This window comes from Nocardioides sp. REDSEA-S30_B4, assembly GCF_001627265.1.
Classification (GTDB): Bacteria; Actinomycetota; Actinomycetes; order Propionibacteriales; family Nocardioidaceae; genus Nocardioides.
Genome location: NZ_LUPI01000012.1, coordinates 51,332 through 71,186, shown reverse-complemented (window position 1 = coordinate 71,186; position 19,855 = coordinate 51,332). Strand labels below are relative to the sequence as shown.

Here is a 19,855-nt window from a genome sequence, read left to right as displayed (position 1 = left end):
ACACCGGTTGGCCCCCTGGGTAGGGTCGCGCCGTGATCGACCTCCGCTCCGACACGCTGACCCGTCCCACCGAGGCGATGCGCGCCGCGATGGCGCGCGCCGAGGTCGGTGACGACGTCTACGGCGAGGACCCCACGGTCCGTGCGCTCGAGGAGCGCGTCGCGGGGATGTTCGGCCACGAGGCCGCGCTGTTCACCCCCACCGGGTCGCTGGCCAACGTGCTCGCGGTGGGCCTGCTGGTCCCGCCGGGGCAGGAGGTGCTGTGCGAGGCTTCGGCCCACATCGCGCGTGCCGAGCTCGGCGCCCACGGCGCGGTCAGCGGCGTCACCATGCGCACGTGGATCCACGATCGGGGTGGTGTCGACCTCGGCGTCCTGCGCCGGCTGGTCGCCCCCGACATGGGCCCGTTCTTCGTGCGCACCGCCGCGATCTCGCTGGAGAACACCCACAACTTCGCCGGCGGCACCGTCCTGCCGCTCGCGGATCTCAAGGCCGTGCGCGCCCTGGCCGACGAGGCCGGTGTCGCCGTCCACGTCGACGGCGCCCGGCTCTGGAACGCCCACGTCGCGACCGGCACGCCGCTGGAGGAGTACGGCGCCGCGACCGACTCCCTGGCCGTCTGCCTCTCCAAGGGGCTCGGCGCCCCGGTCGGGTCGCTGGTGGTGGGCTCCGCCGACGCGATGGCCGAGGCCCGGGTGCGCCGCAAGCGCCTCGGCGGCGGCATGCGCCAGGTCGGGATCCTGGCCGCTGCCGGCCTGCACGCCCTGGACCACCACGTCGAGCGCCTCGCCGACGATCACGCCCACGCCCGGCTGCTGGCCGAGGCCTGCGGCACCGACCCGGACACGGTCGACACCAACATCGTGGTCGTCGAGAAGGCCGACGCCGCCGGGTTCGTGGCCCGGGCGAAGGAGGCCGGCGTCCTGGTCGCCACGGTCGGGCCCACCACGGTCCGGCTCGTCACGCACCTCGACGTCAGCCGCGCCGACGCCGAGCGCGCCGCCTCGGTGCTCGCCGGGCTCGATTAGGCCAGGAGCAGGCCTCAGCCGGGGTAGCCCTCCAGGGACACCTCGGAGATCGCGGTCTTGTCGCGTGCCGCCGGCCCGTCGCCGGGCGCGGAGACCTCGACCAGGCGCAGCTCCACGACGGTGACCTCGACCGCCCCGGTGTCCACTCGCTGCAGCCCACGCTCGCCGTCGGAGAGGGTCTGGTCGATCACCGTCCCCCCGTCCAGGACCCACTGGACCGCCAGGACGCGACGGCTGCCGGCGTACAGGTCGAACTCGGTGCCGGAGCCGTCGACCGAGGTCTTCGCGTAGCCGTTGACCAGCCCCAGGCTCGTGAGCGTCACCGGCTCGTCGAAGGGGAAGGTCAGGGTCTCGCCCGTGGCGTCGCCGTCGACCCGCCACGCGGTCTCGGGGTCGCCGTCGAGCATGTTCCCGGCCTCGTACGACGTCGGCTCACCCGTCGAGATGTCGACGCTGTCCGCGTCGCTGCGCGGCGCCTCCGCGGTCACCTGGTCGACCAGGGGCTCGGGGTCGGCGGTGGGAGCGGGGTCGCCGTCGGCGCTCGAGGTCCCGGCCGCAGGGCCGGACCCGGAGGGGTCCTCCGCGCTCTCGCCGGTCAGCAGCGCCAGCACGACGACGAGCACGAGCAGTGCGGCCACCGCGAGGCCCGCCCAGAGCAGCGCGCTGCGGCGACGGTGCTGGCCGCCGTGGGGTGGCTGGCCGGGGGCGACCGGCGTGGGCGCCGGGGCAGGGGCGGGGGAGCCGGGCTCCTCGGCGTACAGCGGGAACCGCTGCGGCGGGGGCGCCTGGTGCACGGGTGGCGGCTCGGCCACGGGGCCGGCGACGGCGCCGCGCGGGGCACCGCAGTTGGTGCAGAAGCGGCCCACGGAGTCGACGGGGTGCTCGGCGCCGCAGCGCGCGCACGTGCTCGTCATGTCCCTCCCGTCCCGGACCGGGATTGCCGGCAAGCCGCAGCGTAGCCGTGCTCCCCGACGGGCTCATGATTGCGCCCGCTCAGCCCTCGCGCACCCGCTCCGAGGCGTCGCGACGACCCAGCGCCGCGGGCAGCCTGCGCACCGCGGAGGCCAGCTCGCGCAGCTCGCTGCCGAGCAGCGCCTGGGGGCCGTCGCACAGCGCGGACTCGGGGTCGGGGTGGACGTCGACGATGACCCCGTCGGCGCCGACGCCCATCGCGGCGCGGGCCAGCGGGACCACGAGGTCCTTGCGGCCGGCGGCGTGGGAGGGGTCGACGATGACCGGCAGGTGGCTGGTGGCCTGCACGACCGGCACCGCGGAGATGTCGAGGGTGTTGCGGGTGGCGGGCTCGAAGGTGCGGATGCCGCGCTCGCACAGGACGACGTCGAGGTTGCCGCGGCGGGCGATGTACTCGGCCGCCATCAGCCACTCCTCGATGGTGGCCGTCATGCCGCGCTTGAGCAGCACCGGCTTGCCGGCCTCGCCGACGGCCTGCAGCAGCCCGAAGTTGGCCATGTTGCGGGTGCCGACCTGCAGCATGTCCGCGTGCTCGGCGACCACCGCGACGTCGCGGGCGTCGACGACCTCGGTGACGACCGGCATGCCGGTGGCCTCGCGGACACCGGCCAGGATCTCCAGCCCCTTGACCCCGAGGCCCTGGAAGGCGTAGGGGGAGGTGCGCGGCTTGAACGCGCCGCCGCGCAGCAGCGTGGCCCCCGCGGCCTGCGCCATCTGGGCGGCCTCGAGGGTCTGACCGGGGGTCTCGACGGCGCACGGGCCGGCGATGAAGGTGAAGGTCTCCGGGCCGATCGGGACCTGGCGGCCGGTGCCGACCCAGACCGTGGACCGGTCGGGGTGGTGCTGGCGGCTCACGAGCTTGTAGGGGTCGGAGATCCGGTGCACGTCCGCGACGCCGCGCAGGGTGCGCAGGTTGAGGTGGTGGAAGGACTCGATGTCCCCGACCAGGCCGATGATCGTGCGGGTCAGGCCCTTGCTGACGTTGGCCTCGCCACCGACGGCCTCGACGCGTGCGACGACCGCCGCCACGTCCTCCTCCGTGGCGTCGGGGGACATCACGACGACCATGGGCCGAACGTAACCGGGGGGTGGGTGTGACCGGTCACACGACCAGGTGCTGGACCTCGCCCTCGACCTTCCGCCGCGGCGCCAGCTCGACCAGCAGCATCGCGGTCAGCACCATGAGGCCGCCGCCCACCATCCGCAGCGTCGTGGGCTCCCCACCGAGCCACACCGCGAAGGTCGCGGCGAAGACCGGCTCCATCGACATGATGATCGCGCTCCGCGTGGGCGGCAGGTGCGCCTGCGCCCAGGTCTGGGCCAGCATCGCCGCCGCGCCCGCGACCAGCGCCATGTAGACCACCGACGCCCAGTCGGCGCCGGTGCTGGGCAGCACCACCCCGTCGGGGATCGTCGCGATCGAGCACAGCGCCGCGATGACGGTGATCTGCACGATCGACATGCCCAGCGCCTGCCGCGGGTCCGACCAGGCACCCAGCCCCACGATGTGGAGGGCGTAGAGCACCGCCGACATCAGCGTGATGGCCTCGCCGTAGCCCATGGAGACGCCGTCGAGGGTCAGGACGGCCAGCCCACCGGCGGCGATCGCGACGGCGACCCAGGTCAGCCCGCCGATGCGGGTGCGGAGCAGCACCGCTGCGAGGAGCGGGGTCATGACGACGTACATCCCGGTGATGAAGCCGGAGACGCTCGCCGGGGTGTGGGCCAGGCCGGCGGTCTGCAGCACCTGTGCGACGCCGTACACCCCGCCCAGCACCACCGCGTGACGCCGGGACTCGGGACTGAGCCGGGCCACCGCGCGCGGCGCGACGAGCAGCATCGCGGCGGCCGCGACGAGGAACCGCACCGCCAGGAAGTCCAGCGTCGGCACCCGCTCCAGCAGGTCGCGGATGAGGAAGAAGGTCGACCCCCACGAGGCGGTCATCGCCAGCAGCGCCAGCGACGCCAGCAGGGAGGTACGCCGGGTGGTCACCGCCGCATCACTGCGTCCCGGCCTGGCGGCGGGCGACGTCGCGCAGCGCCTTCAGCACGTCCACGTCGCCCCCGGGCTCGCGGGAGCCGGGGGTCTCCAGGACGAACGGCACGCCCTCCAGAGCCGGGTGGGCGAAGAGCTCCACGAACGCGTCGGAGCCGATGTGGCCCTTGCCGATCTGCTCGTGCCGGTCCTTCATCGCGCCGCGCACGTCCTTGGAGTCGTTGGCGTGCACGAGGCGCAGCCTGTCGGGGCCGGCGATCTCGCCGATCCGCTCGACGGTGGCCGCAGCGCCACCGGCCTCGTCCAACGGCGCGCCGGCCGCGAACACGTGGCAGGTGTCGAGGCAGATGCCGGCACGCGGGTGGTGGTCCAGCGCCCCGAGGTAGTCGCCGAGGTCCTCCACGCCCGCGCACAGCGAGCGGCCCTGCCCGGCGGTCGGCTCCAGCAGCAGCCAGGGGCCGTCGTCGCCGAGAGCCTCCAGGATGGGCAGCAGCCCCTCGCGGACCTGGGCCAGCGCGGCCGCGTGCCGCTGCGCCGCGCCCTCGGGGTCGGCCTGGGTGTCGACGTAGGACCCGGTGTGCACGACGACGCCCTCGGCGCCGATCTCGGCGGCGCGGCGCAGGTTGTGGGCCACGACGGCGACGCTGTTCTCGTAGGTCTTCGCCGTCGGGGAGCCGAGGTTGACCAGGTACGGCGAGTGGATGAAGGTCCGGATGCCGCGCTCGTGCGCAGCGACCCGGAAGGCCTCGTCCTCGGCCGGCTTGCCGGGGGTCAGCGCCCACCCGCGCGGGTTGCCCACGAAGACCTGCAGCGTCTCGCAGCCCAGCCGCTCGGCATCGGCCAGCGCACCGGCGACCAGGCCCTTGCCGACCAGGACGTGGGTGCCGATCGGGTTGCGGTCGGTGCTCGGATCGGCGCTCGGGGCGGTGCTGGGGTCGGCGCTGGGGGAGGTCACCGGAGCATCCTCACGGCGGACGCCGCCGCCCGTGAAATCTCAGATGAGGGTCAGCGTGATCGTGCTGCCGCGCGGGAGCCGCTCACCGGCGGCGGGGTCCTGGCTGAAGACGTAGCCCAGCCCGAGGTAGCCGCTGGCCTCCCGGGTCTCGACGACGAAGCCGAGCGACTCGAGCTCCTGGCGGGCGGACTCCACGCCCTGCGCGCGCACGCTGGGGACGGTGACCAGGTCGGGCCCCAGGGAGACGACCAGGGCGACGGTCTCGCCGCGGAAAAGGGTGCCGCCCTGGGGGTTCTGGGCGATCACGAAGCCCTCTGGGACGGTGTTGTCGTACTGCTCCTGCGAGCGGTCGACGACCAGCCCCTTGCGCTCCAGCGTCTGCTGGGCGCGGTCGGCGGGCTTGCCGACCCAGTCGCCCACGTTGAGCGGGCGTCGGCCCTTGCTGACCACGACGTCGACGACGCTGTCCGGGCGCAGCTGCTTGCCCTCGGCGGGGTCGTGACGGATCACCAGGCCGGACTCGACCTTCTCGGAGAACTTCTCCTTCACCCGCCCCAGCTTCAGCTGCACCTCCGCCAGTGCCGCGCGGGCGGCATCGGTGGTGAGGCCCTGGAGGTCGGGCACGGGGTACTTCTCCACGCCCAGGGACAGCACCACCGTCACCGTCTCGCCGGGCAGCACCCGCTCGCCGGGCTCGGGGCTGCTGCTCACCACGTGGTTCTTGTCGACGGACTCGCTGTAGACGCCGTCGGCGAGGTCGACCTCGAAGCCGGCCTCCTCCAGCTCCTGGATCGCCGACGCGCGGCTCTGGCCGAGGACGGTCGGCACCGTCTCGTATCGCGCCCAGCCGAACCACCAGGCGCCCAGGCCGACGCCCGAGGCGAGCAGCAGCGCGAGCAGCAGGACCAGCGGGCCCTTCCAGCGGCGGCGTCGACCGGGTTGGCGGGGCGATCGGGAAGCAGGTCGGGACGCGGGTCGGGCAGCCGGCCGGGGCGGACGCGCGGGAGCGGCGGCGCCTGCAGTGGGGCCCGCACCGGCGGTCGGGACGGCCTCGGGGTCGGTCCCGGAGTGCGTGAGACCGGCCAGCTCCTCGGGCTCCCAGACCTCCGGCGAAGTGTCGCCGACGCGGTGCTCCTCCACGGGCGCCGCGGCCGCCACCGGTGCGGGGATCGCCGCGAGGAGGGGGGTGAGGTCCTGGGTCAGCTCCTCGTCGTCGGAGACGCCGGAGGACAGCGCCTGGGAGACACGGTGCAGGTGGTGGAGCAGCACGCTCGCGTCGGCCGGGCGCTGGCTGCGGTCCCGGGCGGTGGCGCGGGCGACCAGCGCGTCGACGTACGACGGGACGCCGGGGGCGCGCAGGGACGGCGCGGGGACGTCCTCGTGGACGTGCTTGTAGGCCACCTGGATCGGGGTCTCGCCCTCGTGCGGCTTGGTGCCGGTGAGCAGCTCGTAGGACATCACGCCGACCGCGTAGACGTCGGCGCGGGCGTCGCTGGTGCCCTCGGCGACCAGCTCGGGGGCGAGGTAGGAGACGGTGCCGATGAGCACCCCGCCGGTCGCGGTGTGCTGGGTGTCGGTGCCGACGGCCTTGGCCAGCCCGAAGTCGGCGACCTTGACCCGGCCGTCGTCGGCGATGAGGACGTTCTCGGGCTTGACGTCGCGGTGCACGATCCCGGCGCGGTGCGCGGCGGCGAGCGCGGAGACGACCGGCTCCAGCAGCGCGAGCGCCCGCGACGGCGACATCGGGCTCTCCTTGGAGATGGTGTCGCGCAGGGTGTGCCCGGTGACCAGCTCCATCGCCAGGAAGACGGTGCCGTCGTCCTCGCCTTGGTCGTAGACCGCCACGACGTTGGGGTGCGACAGCTTGGCCGCGGCGCGCGCCTCGCGCACGAAGCGGGCGGCGAAGTCGGTGCCGTCACCGAGGCCGGGGTGCATGATCTTGACCGCGACGGTGCGGTGCAGGCGCAGGTCGAGGGCCTCGTGGACCGACGCCATGCCGCCGCGGGCGATGCGCGGGCCCACGCGGTAGCGGCCGTCGAGGAGCTGGCCCTGCGGCTCCCGGTCTGTCACTGCGGACCCTCCTGCGTTCCGGAGCGTCCATCGTACGGTCGCCGCGTCCGGGCGCCGGGCTGCCCCCGGCCCGGCGTGGCGCCCGCCCGATCCCGTGGCGCCCGCCCGGCCGGGCGTTGCCGGGCAGTGACACCATGGACCCATGAGTGAGACCCGCCTGGCCGACCACGACCTCTCCGCCCTCGTGGAGGACTGGCTGGAGTGGTCCGAGGTCGCCGAGCAGCTCGGCGTGAGCGTCGGCAAGGTGCGCACGATGATCCGCGAGCACCAGCTCGCCGCCGCCGTCCCGTGGGAGCGCGCCGGCCAGCGGGTGCCCGCGCTCTTCATCCAGGACGGCGAGCCGGTCAAGGGGCTGCCGGGCCTGGTGACCCTGATGCACGACAACGGCTACGACGACCGCGAGATCATCGCCTGGGTCTTCCTCGACGCCGACCTGCCCGGCCGGCCGATCGACGCGCTGCGGGAGAACCGCGGCTCGGAGGTCAAGCGCCGGGCCCAGTCGATGGCCTTCTAGGTCCCTCCGAGGTCCTGGCCGTGCTCTACCGACGAGTTCCCGAGAACGTCCAGCCGCCACGGGGCGGCCCGTCCGGTGCGCTCGCGATGGTGCTGGTGCTCGCCGTCGTCATCGGCATCTGGCTGCTCGCCGGGCGCGACCCGGGCTCGCAGACAGGTGACCCGGACCTGCCTCGGATGTCTCCGACGACCTCCAGCCCGACGGGGACCGCGACGCCGTAGGCGTGGGCCGGATCGGGTCGGGTCGGGTCGGGTCGGGTCAGACGCTGCGCTGGGTGGCCGCGGCGGCCAGCTCGCGCAGCACTGCGTCGGCCTCCGGTCGCAGCGCGGCGTCGTCCAGGACCGTCAGTGCCCGCTCGGTCAGCGCCGCGATGACGTCCTCGACCTGCTGCTGCGCCCCGCTGCGGGCGATGATCCCGCGCAGGTCGTCGACCTGGGTCGCCGACAGCGCCCTGCCGAGCGAGCCGTCGAGCCGGGCCGCCTCCTCGTCGGGGGCGGCGTCGAGCGCGAGCGCGACCAGCACGGTGCGCTTGCCCTCGACCAGGTCGTCACCGGCGGGCTTGCCGGTCTCGGCGGGATCGCCGAAGACGCCCAGCAGGTCGTCGCGCAGCTGGAACGCCTCACCCAGCGGCAGCCCGAAGGAGCGCAGCGCGGCGGTGGTCGCCTCGTCCGCGCCGGCGAGGGCGGCGCCGGTGTGCAGCGGCCGCTCGATGGAGTACTTCGCGGACTTGTAGCGCAGCACCGTCATGGCGGCATCGACGTCGGCACGGCCACGGGCCTGCACCGAGACGTCGAGGAACTGTCCCGCGATCACCTCGGTGCGGGTGCGGTCCAGGACCTCCAGCGCCGGGCCCACCTGCTCCAGCGGCAGCCCGCAGGTGCGCAGCAGTTCGTCGGCCCACGCCAGGAGCAGGTCGCCCAGCAGGATCGCTGCGGCGGCGCCGTACTGCTCGGGGTCGCCGCGCCAGCCCCGGCCGCCGTCGGCGGCGCGGTGCTCGGCCTCGAAGCCGCGGTGCGTCGCCGGCCGCCCGCGCCGGGTGTCGGAGGCGTCCATGAGGTCGTCGTGGACCAGGGCGCTCGCGTGCAGCAGCTCCAGGGAGGCGCAGGCACGGGCCAGGGCCTGCTCGTCGGCGGCGGGTGCGACCGCGAGGTGGCCCCACCAGCAGAAGGCTGCCCGGAACCTCTTGCCGCCCGAGACGGCCGCGCGCGCCTCGGCGAGCAGCCGCTCGGCGTCGGGCCCGAGCGGGGCCAGCCGCTGGCCCTGCAGGTCGAGGAAGTCGTCCAGGGCGTCCTGGACGCGCTGGCGGAACTCGGTCGCGTCCCAGGTCACCGGAGCAGCGTACGGGGGTCACCGGTGGGTGGACGTGACCGGCCCGGGTGGGGTGCCGCGACCTAGACTCGTGGCCATGAGCATCGGCCGTGGGCGCTCCCTGAAGGAGCTGATCGAGGCGGGGGAGCGGTCCTTCTCCTTCGAGTTCTTCCCACCCAAGGACGAGGCCGGTGAGGAGCAGCTCTGGGCAGCCGTGCGGGCCCTGGAGCCCTACGACCCGACGTTCGTCTCGGTGACGTACGGCGCCGGTGGCTCGAGCCGCGGCACGACCGTGCGGGTCACGCGGCGCATCGCGCAGGAGACCTCGATGCTCCCGATGGCCCACCTGACCTGTGTGGGCCACACGCGGGCGGAGCTGGAGGAGATCCTCGACGAGTACGCCGCGGCCGGTGTCCACCACGTCATGGCGCTGCGCGGCGACCCCGAGGGTGGCCCGCGCGCGGAGTGGACCCCCACCGAGGGCGGGCTGACCTACGCCAGCGAGCTGGTGGAGATGGTGGCGGCGCGCGAGGACTTCCGCGTCGGGGTCGCGGCGTTCCCCGAGAAGCACCCCAGCTCGCCGTCGCTGGACCACGACGCCGACGTGCTGGTGGCCAAGGCGCGGGCGGGTGCGGAGTTCGCGGTGACGCAGATGTTTTTCCGTGCCGAGGACTACGTCGGCCTCGTCGAGCGGGTCCGTGCGCGTGGGGTCGACCTGCCGATCCTGCCGGGGATCATGCCGATCCTGAACCTCGCCGCGATCCGTCGCCAGGGCGAGCTGATCGGCACCGAGGTGCCCGCCGAGGTCGTGGAGCGCATCGCCGCCCACGACGGCGACCCGGTCTCGATGCGTGCCGAGGGCATCGCGCTGGCCGCCGAGCTGTGCCGCGACCTGCTCGACGCCGGCGCCCCGGGGCTGCACTTCTACACCCTGAACCGGTCCAAGGCGACGCTGGAGATCTTCGAGAAGCTCGACGTCCGGCCCTGACGCCTCGGCCCTGACGCCTTGGTCCGGGCGCGCCCTCGTCGAGGAGGGCGTCAGGCGGGGCGTCAGACGGGGCCGATGCGCTCGGCGACGAGCGCGGCGGAGAGGCCGACGAACGGCAGCCCCGCGCCGGGCGTCGCGTGCGCGCCCGCGGTGTGCAGATGCGGGATCGGGGTGTCCGGCCCGAGGCGTGCGCGGACGGTGCTGCGGCCCTGCCAGAGCACCCCGAGCGGCGAGCTGCCCCACAGCTGGACGAGCTCGCGGGGGCTGCGGTCGACGCGGTGCACCAGCTGTGCGCGGACGTCGATGCGGTGCCGGGCCAGGGCACGCAGCAGGTCCTCGGCGATCTTGCCGCGCCCGTGGATGGTCCAGGCGTGGCGTCCGTCGGGTGCGTGGCCGCCGGTCCGGACCACGAGCAGCGGGTCGCCGTGCAGCACCACCTCGTGCGGCAGGTCGGGCACGTCGCCCTCGAGACCGACGTGGCAGACCACCGGCGGGATCGCGGGCATGGTGCGCTCCACGAGCGGTGCGAGGGAAGGGAGGCCCCGTGGGTCGACGGCGACGACGACCTCGTCGGCGTCGATGTCGCCCTCGTCGGTGCGCACCGCCACGGCGCGGCCCTCGCGCAGGACGACGTCGCGGGCGGGGGTGCCGCGCAGCACCGTGACCCCGCGGGTGGCGAGCCGGGCGCCGAGGACCTCTGTGATGCGTGCCATGCCACCGGGGACGTGCCAGGTGCCGAACCGCTGCTCGAGGTAGGCCACGAGCCCCATCCAGGCGGGGACGTTGCGCGGGTCGTGCCCCTCGGCGAGGAACGGGAAGGTGGCCAGGTCGCGCAGCCGCTCGTCCTTGAGGGTCTTCTTCAACCGCTTGTGCAGCATCTCGCGGGAGTCGAAGCGCCGGCGCACGGCGTCGGGCAGGGCGGCGCGCTGCCAGGGGTGCTCGAAGTAGTGCTGGCGCAGCACCTCCCAGTCCTCGGTGAAGGAGTCGACGTGGGCGGCCCAGCGCTCGCCGAGGCCGGGCTCGAGGGCGTCGAGGGCGCGCAGCTGCCCGGCGCGAGAGGTCGGCAGCGCCAGCGTGGTGTCGTCCTCGAAGCGGTGCTCGCGCACCAGGTCGAGCGGCTCGAGGTCCAGCTCGCGCTCGAGGGGACGCCCGGTCTTGCGGAACAGGTCGCGCAGCACCGCCGGCAGCAACGTGTACGACGCTCCCGCGTCCCACGTGAAGCCCTCCTCGCTCACCGAGCCGAGGGCGCCGCCGAGGTCGGGGGAGCGCTCGAGGAGGGTGACCTCGTGGCCGGTCTTGGCCAGCCGGGCGGCGACGGCCATCCCGCCGAAGCCGCCGCCCACGACGACGACGCGGCTCACGCCGACGCGTCCTCGGGCCCCACGTGGACCTCGGTCGCCCCCGTCATGGCCAGCAGCTCGGCGTACGTCGTGGAGAAGACGGCGGCGGGATGGCCGGCCGCGGCCCAGATCTCGTCGAACGTGGCGAGGTGGCGGTCGAGGTACGTCGGCACCGGCGCCGGGTGAGCCAGCGGCGAGACCCCGCCGATCACCTGGCCGGTGTGCTCGCGCACGAAGTCGGGGCTCGCGCGCTTGAGCCTCGGCACCCCGATCCGCGCGGCGGTGGCGGTGACGTCGACCCGGTGTCCCCCGGAGGTGAGCACCAGGACCGGACCCTCGCCGCTGTCGAAGAGCAGGCTGTTGGCGATCGCACCGACCTCGCAGCCCAACGCCTCGGCGGCCAGCGCGGCGGTGTGCACCGAGTCAGGCAGCGTGACGATGCGACCGGTCCCGCCCAGGCGCTCGTGCTCGGCGCGGAAGCGGGCGATGCCCGGGTGCTCGCTCATGCCCGCACCCTAGCCAGCGCCACCGCTGGCCGAGCGAGGAGCGCCGGCCCTCACCGCTGGTCGAGGTGCGAGGAGCGCCAGCCACCCACCGCTGGTCGAGGTGCGAGGAGCGCCAGCGACGAGCCACGAGACCTGGCGACCCCTGGCTGCACGTCGGCTCCCTGTGGGTGCGTCGAGTCCCGAGCCGTAGAGTCTGATGCGTGAGCACCGACCTCGACGACCGCCCTGTGGAGGCGCCTGCGGCCCACCGGATCTCGCTGGCGCTGCTGGGGACCTTCCTGGGCCTCGGCCTGCTCACCGTCGCCCTGGTCGGGCTGCTGCGCGAGCGGATGGTGCTCAACTGGGCCGAGGGCCACCGTGACGCTCGCGAGATCGTGGCGCAGCGCGGCCTGGACTACCTCATGGACGAGCGGCCGATCGCGGTGCCGCAGTTCTTCGCGGTGGCGTCCGTGCTGTTCGTGACCGTCGCGGCGCTGGTGGTGGTCCTCACCATGTTCTACGCCCACGGCCACCACTGGGCTCGTGTCTGCCTCACCGTGCTGCTGGTGATGACCGCCGTGGCCACCGGGTCGGGCATGCGCGTCGACCCGCCGACCACCTTGCTGCTGCTCAGCTACCTCGCGATCGCGCTCATCGTGGCGCTGCTGGTCGCCATGTGGCACCCGAGCACCTCCGAGCACCTGCGCGCCACCCGCTCCCGGGTCGACCACGGCGCGGTCTGAACCCACCGCCGGCTGCTCGCCGGCCGTGCGCGAGCGACCTCTCGGCCGTGCGCGAGCGACCTTTCGGCCGTGCGCGGGCGACCTCTCGGCCGTGCGCGGGCGACCTCTCGGCCTCATCCGGCGCGGTGCTCGACCACCCGGCTGCCGGCACCGCCGGGGACGGTGGTGCCGGCGCCCACGGCATGGGGCACCAGGCCCAGTGACTGCTCGACGACCGCGAGGAACCGGTCGGCGTCGCGCACCAGGTCGTCGGCCTCGCGCTCGGTGACGGCACGCCGCGAGCCGGCCTCGGCGGCGGCGCGCTTGGCCGCCCCGGCGGAGAAGAACGTCGCCCACTCCGCGAGCTCGGGGGCGACCTCGGTCAGCAGCACCCAGGCGTTCTTCTGGCGCCGTCCCCGGGTCGGCTGGGGCCGGGCGCGGGCGGCGAGCAGTGCGGCCGCGGCACGCAGCGCCGCGACGTGGGCGCAGGCGTAGCGGGTCGGGACGTCGCGCGAGGCCGTGGCCTCGGCGAGCGACTCGGCCGCGCGGGCGAGGTAGGAGTGGGTGGTGGCGGGCAGCAGGTACGGGGTCTGCGGGGACATCTGTCTCTCCAGGTCTGGGGTGCTGTCGTCAGGGGGCGGGTCAGTCGGTGCAGCCGACGAGCTGCCAGCGGCCCTCGGCGGTGTCGTGGGTCAGCTCGAGCACCCCGGTGGTCGGGGTGGCGGGCTCGTGGGGCCCCTGTGAGGTCTGCAGCCCCTGGGGCCCGGGGCGGCCGGGGCCGCGGCCGGCCTCCACCCGCCAGACCTCCCGCTCACCGAGCAGCTCCTCGAGCAGGGCGGTCCCCCCGTCGGAGGTGGAGCCGCGGGCTCCAGCCCCGCTCTCCTCGGAGCCGATGACCGCGTGCACGTGGGCGTGCTGCCACCAGGGACCGGTCTCCACCCAGTGCGCGACCACGGCACGCACCTTCCACAGCCGTCCCCGCCACAGCAGCTGGGCCGGGCCCTCGCCGGGGCAGCCGGGGACCGGGCCGCGGCGCACCTCCACGGGCTCGTCGTAGCGTCGCATCCTCACTCACCGTCCTCCTCCCGGGCGCGTCGTCCCGGGCTCCCTCGACCCCTCGTCGATCGAACGGATGTTCGAACATCGACGACGGTACTCCCAACCTCCGACAGTCCGTCAAGGACTTGACCGGCCGCGCTCGGGCGGGGTTACGCTGACGCCTTCTTCGAACACGTGTTCGACGCTTCCGGGTCTACGGAAGAGCGTGCGAGCGGCGGTCGAGGAGCTGTCCGGGGTCGAGCCGAGACGAGACGAAGGAGCGAGCCGTGCGCGACCCGTTCCCCCACCTGCACGTGGCCTCCGGCTACTCCCTGCGCCACGGCGCCTCGCTGCCCCCGCGCCTGGTGGAGCGGGCCGTCGAGCACGGCATGGACCTGCTGGGTCTCACCGACCGCGACGGCACCTACGGCGCGGTGAAGTTCGCCAAGGCCTGCCAGGTCGCCGGCATCTCCCCGGTCCTCGGCGTCGACCTCGCGTACCGCCCGAGCACACCGGGCGCGCCGGGCGACGGCCCGGCGGGGGAGCCCGGCAGCCGCCGTCGTACGCCGGTGCGCGGAGGTGCCTTCCGCGACCCGCGGCTGCCGCGGGTGACCCTCCTCGCGCACGCGGCCGGTCCCGGGGGCGGCCGCGGCGGCTGGGCCGCGGTGTGCCGGATCCTCTCGGCGACCCACCTCGCCGGCGAGCGCGGCACGCCCGTGCTCGACCCGGAGGCCCCCGAGGTCGCCGCGCTGCTGGGCTCCGGCGACGTGGTCGTGCTGCTCGGCCCCGGATCGCTCCTCGGCCCGGCGCTGGAGGGGCGCCGCGACGACCTGGTCCGTGCCGAGCTGGCCCGCTGGCGCGCGCTGGTGCCGACCGGCTGCCTGCAGGTCGAGCTGGTCCACCACCGGCTGCCCGGCTCCGCGGCCCGCGCCGCCCACCTGGCCCGGGTGGCCGCCGAGGCCGGGCTGCCCACGGTGCTGACCAACCAGGTGCGCTACGCCGAGCGCCGCGACGCCGCCACGGCCGACGTGCTCGACGCCTCCCGTCGGCTGGTCGCGCTGGACCGGCGTCACGTCGACCGCACCAACGCCGAGGGACACCTGAAGTCCGGGCCGCAGATGCGCCAGGTGGCCGACGAGGTCGCGCACGCCGCCGGCGGCGGACCCTCCGACGCCGCCCGGCTGCTGGCCCGCACCCGCGCGCTGGCCGAGCGCTGCGCCCTCGACCCCCGCGGCGACCTCGGCCTGGGGGAGGTGCACTTCCCGGAGTTCGAGCTCGCGCGAGGCCCGAGCGTGCTCGGCACTCGCGATGACGGGCGGAGTGCTGACGCGGACACGTTGCTCCGCCTGCGCTGCGAGCAGGCGATCGGCGGCCGCTACGGCAGCAGCGGCCTGGCGGTGGTGTGGAAGCGCCTCGACGACGAGCTCGGGGTGATCCGCGACCTCGGCTACGCGTCGTACTTCCTCACCGTCGGCGACGTCACCGACCTGATCAAGGACCTCGGTGTCCGGGTCGCGGCCCGCGGCTCGGGCGCGGGCAGCCTGGTGACCTACCTGCTCGGCATCTCCGGGGTCGACCCGATCCGCCACCAGCTGCTGATGGAGCGCTTCCTCTCCCCGCTGCGCCAGGCGTTGCCCGACATCGACGTCGACGTGGAGTCCGCGCGCCGCACCGAGGTCTACGAGGCGATCCTCGACCGCTACGGCGGCGAGCGCTGCGTGTGCGTGTCGATGATGGACACCTACCGGGTGCGGCACGCCGTGCGCGACGTCGGTGCCGCGCTGGGCATGCCGCCGTTGGAGACCGACGCGATCGCCAAGGCCTTCCCGCACATCCGCGCGCGCGATGCCCGCACCGCGCTGCGCGAGCTGCCCGAGCTGCGCGCCAGCGGGCTGGGGGAGCAGCGGCTGGACCTGATGTTCCAGCTCGTCGAGCGCCTCGACGGCCTGCCGCGGCACGTGGCGGTGCACCCGTGCGGGGTGCTGCTCTCCGACGCCACGCTGCTGGACCGCACTCCGGTGGAGGCGTCGTTCGCGGGATTCCCGATGAGCCAGTTCGACAAGGACGACGTCGAGGACCTCGGGTTGCTCAAGCTCGACGTGCTCGGCATCCGGATGCAGTCCTCGATGGCCCACGCGGTGAACGAGATCAGGAGGCTCGAGGGCGTCGAGGTCGACCTCGACGACCAGCAGCAGGTGCCCCACGACGACCCCGCGACCTACGAGATGATCTCGACCGCGCGGACGCTGGGGATCTTCCAGATCGAGTCGCCGGGCCAGCGCGAGCTGGTCGGCAAGTCCGGCATCGAGACCTTCGAGGACGTCATCACCGACATCTCGCTGTTCCGCCCCGGGCCGGTCAAGAGCGACATGATCACCCCCTACCTCGAGGTCAAGCAGGGCTGGAAGGCCGCGCGCTACCTCCACGACGACCTGCGCCCGATCCTCGGCCCCACCCGCGGGGTCGTGGTCTTCCACGAGCAGGTCATCGAGATCATCAGCCGCTTCGCCGGCGTCACGTTCGCCGAGGCCGACGAGAAGCGGCGCGCGCTCGGTGACCGCGAGGGCATGGCCGAGACCAAGGTGTGGTTCTTCCCCCGCGCCCTGGGGCGCGGCTACCCCATGCACGTGGTGGAGGAGGTCTGGTCGGTGCTGGAGGCCTTCGCCTCCTTCGGGTTCTGCAAGGCCCACGCGGCCGCCTTCGCGCTGCCGACCTTCCAGTCGGCCTGGCTCAAGGCGCACTGGCCGGCGCACTTCCTGGCCGGGGTGCTCACCCACGACCCCGGCATGTACCCCAAGCGCCTGATCCTCGAGGACGCCCGTCGCTGCGGCATCGAGGTGCTCGGCCTCGACGTGGGCCGCAGCGGCAGGGAGTACTCCGTGGAGGTGCTCGACGAGGGCCCCGGGCCCGGTCCCGGGGTGCCGTGGTGGACCGACCAGCAGCCCGAGGGCGCCAGACGCTGGGGCATCCGGCTCGCGCTCTCGGAGGTCAAGGGCATCAGCGAGGCCGAGGTCGACCGGGTCGTCGCGGCCCGGCCCTACCACTCGCTCAGCGACTTCTGGCACCGCGCGCGGGTCTCCCGCCCGGTCGTGGAGCGGCTGGTGCTGGCCGGTGGCTTCGACGCGACCTACGGGCTGGGGGACACCTCCGGCGCCGACGTACGCCGGCGAGGCACCGTCACCCGACGTGACCTGCTCCTGCAGGTGGCCGAGCTCGACCGGCACGGCCGCGCGGTCGAGCGCGCCGCCCGGGGCCGCAGCACCGGAGGTGCGGCGGGCCGGCGCTCCCGCACGCCCGCCCGCTCGGTCGCGGTGGCCGACGCGGCCGCGGCCCGCAACTCCAGCGACGCCGAGGTGCGCGAGCGCCAGCGCGGGGCGGAGTCGGTGGGGGAGCGCGACCTGCGCGGCGACCGGCGTCCCGCGGACCTCGGTGCCGGCTACCGCGACGACTCCGGCACCCCCGTCCGCGACGGGATCTGGGGCCGCTCCTCGGCCCAGGCCCGCACCGCCCCGCCCCCGGAGCCGGTGGAGTCGGTCCAGCTGGCCCTCGACCTCGGCGACGCGCCCGGCGACGGCGAGCTCTCGGGGCTCCCCGAGATGACCGCGGAGGAGCGGATGCGCGCGGAGTTGGAGATCCTCGGCCTCGACGCCAGTCGGCACGTCGTCGACACCTACGGCCCCTTCCTCGATGCCCTCGGGGCGACCCGCAGCCGCGACCTGCTCGGGCAGCGCAGCAAGGCCGAGCTGCTGGTCGCCGGGGTCAAGGTCGCCACCCAGACCCCGCCGATCCGCTCCGGTCGACGCGTCATCTTCCTGACCCTCGACGACGGCACCGGTCCGGTCGACGCGACCTTCTTCGAGGACGCCCAGGGCCCCTACGCCGCCACGGTCTTCCACTCCTGGCTGCTGGTGGTGCGCGGCGAGCTGCGCCGTACCGGCCACCGTGGGGTCTCGCTGCGCGCCACCGGCTGCTGGGAGCTGCCCGCCCTGCACCAGACCTGGCGCGGCGGCGGCCTCGAGGCGGTGCGCGCCGAGATGGCCGTGGTCCCCGGCGGGTTCGGGGGCGTCGGGGTGGAGCGCGCGGGCGCCGGCGCGGCCGAGAGCCGGGCCTCGCGCCCGGTGATGGCCCGACCGCCGGACTTCTCCGAGGAGCCGCAGGACGGCCCGACCGCGGGAGGCATGGGTCGGCGCCGGGTGCTGGTGCACTCCAGCGGCTTCAAGCTCTCGCCGTACGCCGACATCAAGCCGGCCGGCGACGACACCCGCGACGTCGCCCGCAAGCTGTGGCACCGCAGCCCGGGGAGCCCGGGATGACCCGGCCCACCGACGCCCTAGGGTGGGGGCCATGCCAGGTACCGACCGGCCCGAGCAGCGTCGCGCCAACGCCCGTACCGCCGTGGTGTGGGAGGCCCTGCGCGGCCTCCTCGACGGCGAGCCGCTCGACGTCCTCGACATCGGCGGCGGCACCGGCGTCTCCGCGGTCCGGATCGCCGGCATGGGCCACCGCGTCACCGTCGTCGACCCCAGTCCCGACGCGCTCGCCTCGCTGGGCCGCCGCGCCCGCGAGGAGGGTGTCGAGGTGGTCGCCCACCAGGGCGACCTGTCCAGCCTGCTCGCGCCTGCGGGCCCCGTCGCGCCCGGCAGTGCCGACCTGGTGCTGTGCCACGGCGTGCTCGAGCACGTCACCGACGCCGCCGGTGCCCTCGCCACGCTGCACGAGGTGCTGCGCCCCGGCGGCGCCCTGTCGCTGCTGGTCGCCCAGCGCCACGCCGCGGTCATCGCGCGGGCCATGGCCGGTCACTTCGGCCAGGCGCTCGCCCTGCTCGCCCCCGCGTCGGCGGCCAGCACCGAGCCCGGTCGTGCCGGCCGGCGCTTCACCCGCGACGAGCTCACCGACCTGCTCGACGCCGCCGGTCTGCGCACCGAGACCGTCCACGGCGTCCGCGTCTTCGCCGACCTGGTCCCCGGCTCGCTGCTCGACCTCGAGCCCGGTGCCACCGCAGCCCTGCTGGAGCTGGAGCAGGCCGTCGCCGAGCGCCCGGAGTACCTCCCCCTGGCCACCCAGCTCCACCTGCTCGCCCGCGCCTGACTCGCCTGACTGCCGAGAGGTCACTCACGCACGGCCGAGAGGTCGCTCGCGCACGCTCGGGACGTCACTGACGCACGGGCGGTGGCGGCCATGACCGACACCCCGGTCCTGCACGTCGACATGGACGCGTTCTACGCCTCCGTCGCCACCCGTGACCGCCCCGACCTGCGCGACGTGCCGGTCATCGTCGGCGGCGGCCACCGCGGTGTGGTCCTCTCGGCCAACTACCTCGCCCGGGAGCACGGCGTGCGCTCGGGCATGCCCTCGGCGCGCGCCCGCCGGCTCTGCCCGCAGGCGGTGATCGTCAGCCCCGAGCACGACGTCTTCGGCACCGTCTCCGCCGCGGTCGTCGAGACCCTCCGGCGGATCACGCCGGTGGTGGAGGTGGTCTCCATCGACGAGGCGTTCCTCGACGTCCGCGGGTCCGTACGCCGCTGGGGGACCCCCGAGGAGATCGCCGACCGAATCCGCGCCACGGTCCACGACGAGCAGGGCATCACCTGCTCGGTGGGGGTGGCGGCGTCGATCTCGGTGGCCAAGCTCGCCAGTCGTCGGGCCAAGCCCGATGGTGTGGTGGTGGTCCCTCCCGAGGAGGTCACGACGTTCCTGCACCCCCTCGACGTGGGGGAGCTCTACGGGGTGGGTGAGAAGACCCGCGCGATGCTGCACCGGCTGGGGCTCATCACGGTCGGCGACGTCGCGCACACCCCGCTGCGCACCCTCCAACGCGCCGTCGGGCAGGCGCTGGGCAGCCACCTGCACGAGCTGGCCTGGGGCCAGGACCGCCGGGAGGTCGTGGCCAAGCAGACGCCGGTCTTCGGGATCGGGGGAGGTGCGGATCCGGAGAAGTCGATGGGCGCGCAGCAGACCTTCTCCCGCGACGTCGACGACCGCGAGGTGGTGCTGCGCGAGATGCTGGCGCTCACCGGCACCGTCGCGCGGCGGATGCGGGTCGCCGGTGTCGCCGGCCGGACCGTGTCGATCACCGTGCGCTTCGCCGACTTCACCACCCTCACCCGCTCCCGGACGATGCCCGAGGCCACCGACGTCACCCAGGACGTCTACCGCACCGCCGTGGCGCTCTTCGACGCTCTCGGCCTCCAGCGCGCCCGGCTGCGCCTGGTGGGGGTCCGGGTGGAGGGGCTGGTGCCGCGCGAGAGCGTGCACCGCCAGGCGCTGCTGGGGGAGCGTGACCACGGCTGGTCCGACGCCGACCGGGCCGTCGACCGCGCCGCCCGACGCTTCGGCAGCGCCGCGGTGCGTCCCGCCAGCCTGCTGGGGTGAGCACGTCGAGCCGGCGTGTTGAGAGGCCGGCTCGACCTGGAGGGGATGCCGGACCGGCGCAACCTCC

Annotated in this window: 18 protein-coding genes; 8 read left to right on the top strand and 10 right to left on the bottom strand. The window is 74.7% G+C overall.

Features of this window, described 5'->3' with window-relative positions; translation table 11 throughout:
* The first annotated feature begins 32 nt into the window (after nucleotides 1-32).
* Nucleotides 33-1,028, top strand: coding sequence for a GntG family PLP-dependent aldolase (locus A6R01_RS04300; protein ID WP_292603923.1), 996 nt, complete (start codon nucleotides 33-35; stop codon nucleotides 1,026-1,028).
* A gap of 14 nt (nucleotides 1,029-1,042) precedes the next feature.
* Here A6R01_RS04300 and A6R01_RS04295 read toward each other — a convergent pair whose 3' ends face one another.
* The 5 genes from A6R01_RS04295 to pknB form a co-directional block, all read right to left on the bottom strand.
* A complete protein-coding gene (locus A6R01_RS04295) occupies nucleotides 1,043-1,942 on the bottom strand; it encodes a hypothetical protein (protein ID WP_292603921.1) in 900 nt (299 codons plus the stop codon).
* A 79-nt stretch (nucleotides 1,943-2,021) separates the two neighbouring features.
* Nucleotides 2,022-3,068 (bottom strand): 3-deoxy-7-phosphoheptulonate synthase, encoded by a 1,047-nt coding sequence (gene aroF, locus A6R01_RS04290; RefSeq protein WP_292603919.1) that lies wholly within the window; start codon nucleotides 3,066-3,068, stop codon nucleotides 2,022-2,024.
* Between the two features lie 34 nt (nucleotides 3,069-3,102).
* On the bottom strand, nucleotides 3,103-3,993 hold the full coding sequence (locus A6R01_RS04285; protein WP_292603917.1) for a DMT family transporter: 891 nt from the start codon (nucleotides 3,991-3,993) through the stop codon (nucleotides 3,103-3,105).
* A gap of 7 nt (nucleotides 3,994-4,000) precedes the next feature.
* Nucleotides 4,001-4,951, bottom strand: a complete 951-nt coding sequence (locus A6R01_RS04280; protein ID WP_292603915.1) for a deoxyribonuclease IV — start codon at nucleotides 4,949-4,951, stop codon at nucleotides 4,001-4,003.
* A 39-nt stretch (nucleotides 4,952-4,990) separates the two neighbouring features.
* The gene (pknB, locus tag A6R01_RS04275) at nucleotides 4,991-7,021 is read right to left on the bottom strand and encodes a Stk1 family PASTA domain-containing Ser/Thr kinase (protein ID WP_292603913.1); all 2,031 of its coding nucleotides are present in this window, start codon (nucleotides 7,019-7,021) and stop codon (nucleotides 4,991-4,993) included.
* Between the two features lie 142 nt (nucleotides 7,022-7,163).
* Here pknB and A6R01_RS04270 point away from each other — a divergent pair, with 142 nt between their 5' ends.
* Both A6R01_RS04270 and A6R01_RS04265 read left to right on the top strand, forming a co-directional pair.
* The gene (locus A6R01_RS04270) at nucleotides 7,164-7,535 is read left to right on the top strand and encodes an Rv2175c family DNA-binding protein (RefSeq protein WP_292603911.1); all 372 of its coding nucleotides are present in this window, start codon (nucleotides 7,164-7,166) and stop codon (nucleotides 7,533-7,535) included.
* A 20-nt stretch (nucleotides 7,536-7,555) separates the two neighbouring features.
* A complete protein-coding gene (locus tag A6R01_RS04265; protein WP_292603909.1) occupies nucleotides 7,556-7,756 on the top strand; it encodes a hypothetical protein in 201 nt (66 codons plus the stop codon).
* 37 nt (nucleotides 7,757-7,793) lie between these two features.
* On the opposite strand, the gene A6R01_RS04260 is transcribed toward A6R01_RS04265, so the two are convergent.
* Nucleotides 7,794-8,864, bottom strand: coding sequence for a polyprenyl synthetase family protein (locus A6R01_RS04260; protein WP_292603907.1), 1,071 nt, complete (start codon nucleotides 8,862-8,864; stop codon nucleotides 7,794-7,796).
* A gap of 76 nt (nucleotides 8,865-8,940) precedes the next feature.
* On the opposite strand from A6R01_RS04260, the gene metF reads away from it, so the two are divergent.
* A complete protein-coding gene (gene metF, locus A6R01_RS04255) occupies nucleotides 8,941-9,831 on the top strand; it encodes a methylenetetrahydrofolate reductase [NAD(P)H] (RefSeq protein WP_292603905.1) in 891 nt (296 codons plus the stop codon).
* A gap of 62 nt (nucleotides 9,832-9,893) precedes the next feature.
* Here metF and A6R01_RS04250 read toward each other — a convergent pair whose 3' ends face one another.
* Complete coding sequence (locus A6R01_RS04250; protein WP_292603903.1) at nucleotides 9,894-11,192, bottom strand: FAD-dependent oxidoreductase; 1,299 nt, start codon at nucleotides 11,190-11,192, stop codon at nucleotides 9,894-9,896.
* The gene (locus A6R01_RS04245; RefSeq protein ID WP_292603901.1) at nucleotides 11,189-11,677 is read right to left on the bottom strand and encodes a YbaK/EbsC family protein; all 489 of its coding nucleotides are present in this window, start codon (nucleotides 11,675-11,677) and stop codon (nucleotides 11,189-11,191) included. Before A6R01_RS04245 ends, A6R01_RS04250 begins: the two co-directional genes overlap by 4 nt.
* Nucleotides 11,678-11,877: 200 nt before the next feature.
* On the opposite strand from A6R01_RS04245, the gene A6R01_RS04240 reads away from it, so the two are divergent.
* Nucleotides 11,878-12,399, top strand: coding sequence for a hypothetical protein (locus A6R01_RS04240; protein WP_292603899.1), 522 nt, complete (start codon nucleotides 11,878-11,880; stop codon nucleotides 12,397-12,399).
* 113 nt (nucleotides 12,400-12,512) lie between these two features.
* Here the strand turns inward: A6R01_RS04240 and A6R01_RS04235 are convergent, their stop codons facing one another.
* Together A6R01_RS04235 and A6R01_RS04230 are read right to left on the bottom strand one after the other, a co-directional pair.
* Nucleotides 12,513-12,980 carry an SAV_6107 family HEPN domain-containing protein gene (locus A6R01_RS04235; RefSeq protein ID WP_292603898.1) on the bottom strand — a complete coding sequence of 156 codons (468 nt, stop codon included), beginning with the start codon at nucleotides 12,978-12,980 and terminating at the stop codon, nucleotides 12,513-12,515.
* A gap of 40 nt (nucleotides 12,981-13,020) precedes the next feature.
* Nucleotides 13,021-13,443: a DUF6504 family protein gene (locus A6R01_RS04230; RefSeq protein ID WP_292603955.1), complete on the bottom strand. Its 423-nt coding sequence runs from the start codon at nucleotides 13,441-13,443 to the stop codon at nucleotides 13,021-13,023.
* A 260-nt stretch (nucleotides 13,444-13,703) separates the two neighbouring features.
* Here A6R01_RS04230 and dnaE point away from each other — a divergent pair, with 260 nt between their 5' ends.
* The 3 genes from dnaE (at nucleotide 13,704) to dinB (ending at nucleotide 19,788) form a co-directional block, all read left to right on the top strand.
* Nucleotides 13,704-17,729, top strand: a complete 4,026-nt coding sequence (gene dnaE / locus A6R01_RS04225) for a DNA polymerase III subunit alpha (protein ID WP_292603896.1) — start codon at nucleotides 13,704-13,706, stop codon at nucleotides 17,727-17,729.
* Between the two features lie 31 nt (nucleotides 17,730-17,760).
* On the top strand, nucleotides 17,761-18,504 hold the full coding sequence (locus A6R01_RS04220; RefSeq protein ID WP_292603894.1) for a methyltransferase domain-containing protein: 744 nt from the start codon (nucleotides 17,761-17,763) through the stop codon (nucleotides 18,502-18,504).
* 90 nt (nucleotides 18,505-18,594) lie between these two features.
* Nucleotides 18,595-19,788, top strand: a complete 1,194-nt coding sequence (dinB, locus tag A6R01_RS04215; RefSeq protein WP_292603892.1) for a DNA polymerase IV — start codon at nucleotides 18,595-18,597, stop codon at nucleotides 19,786-19,788.
* The last annotated feature ends 67 nt before the right edge of the window (nucleotides 19,789-19,855 follow it).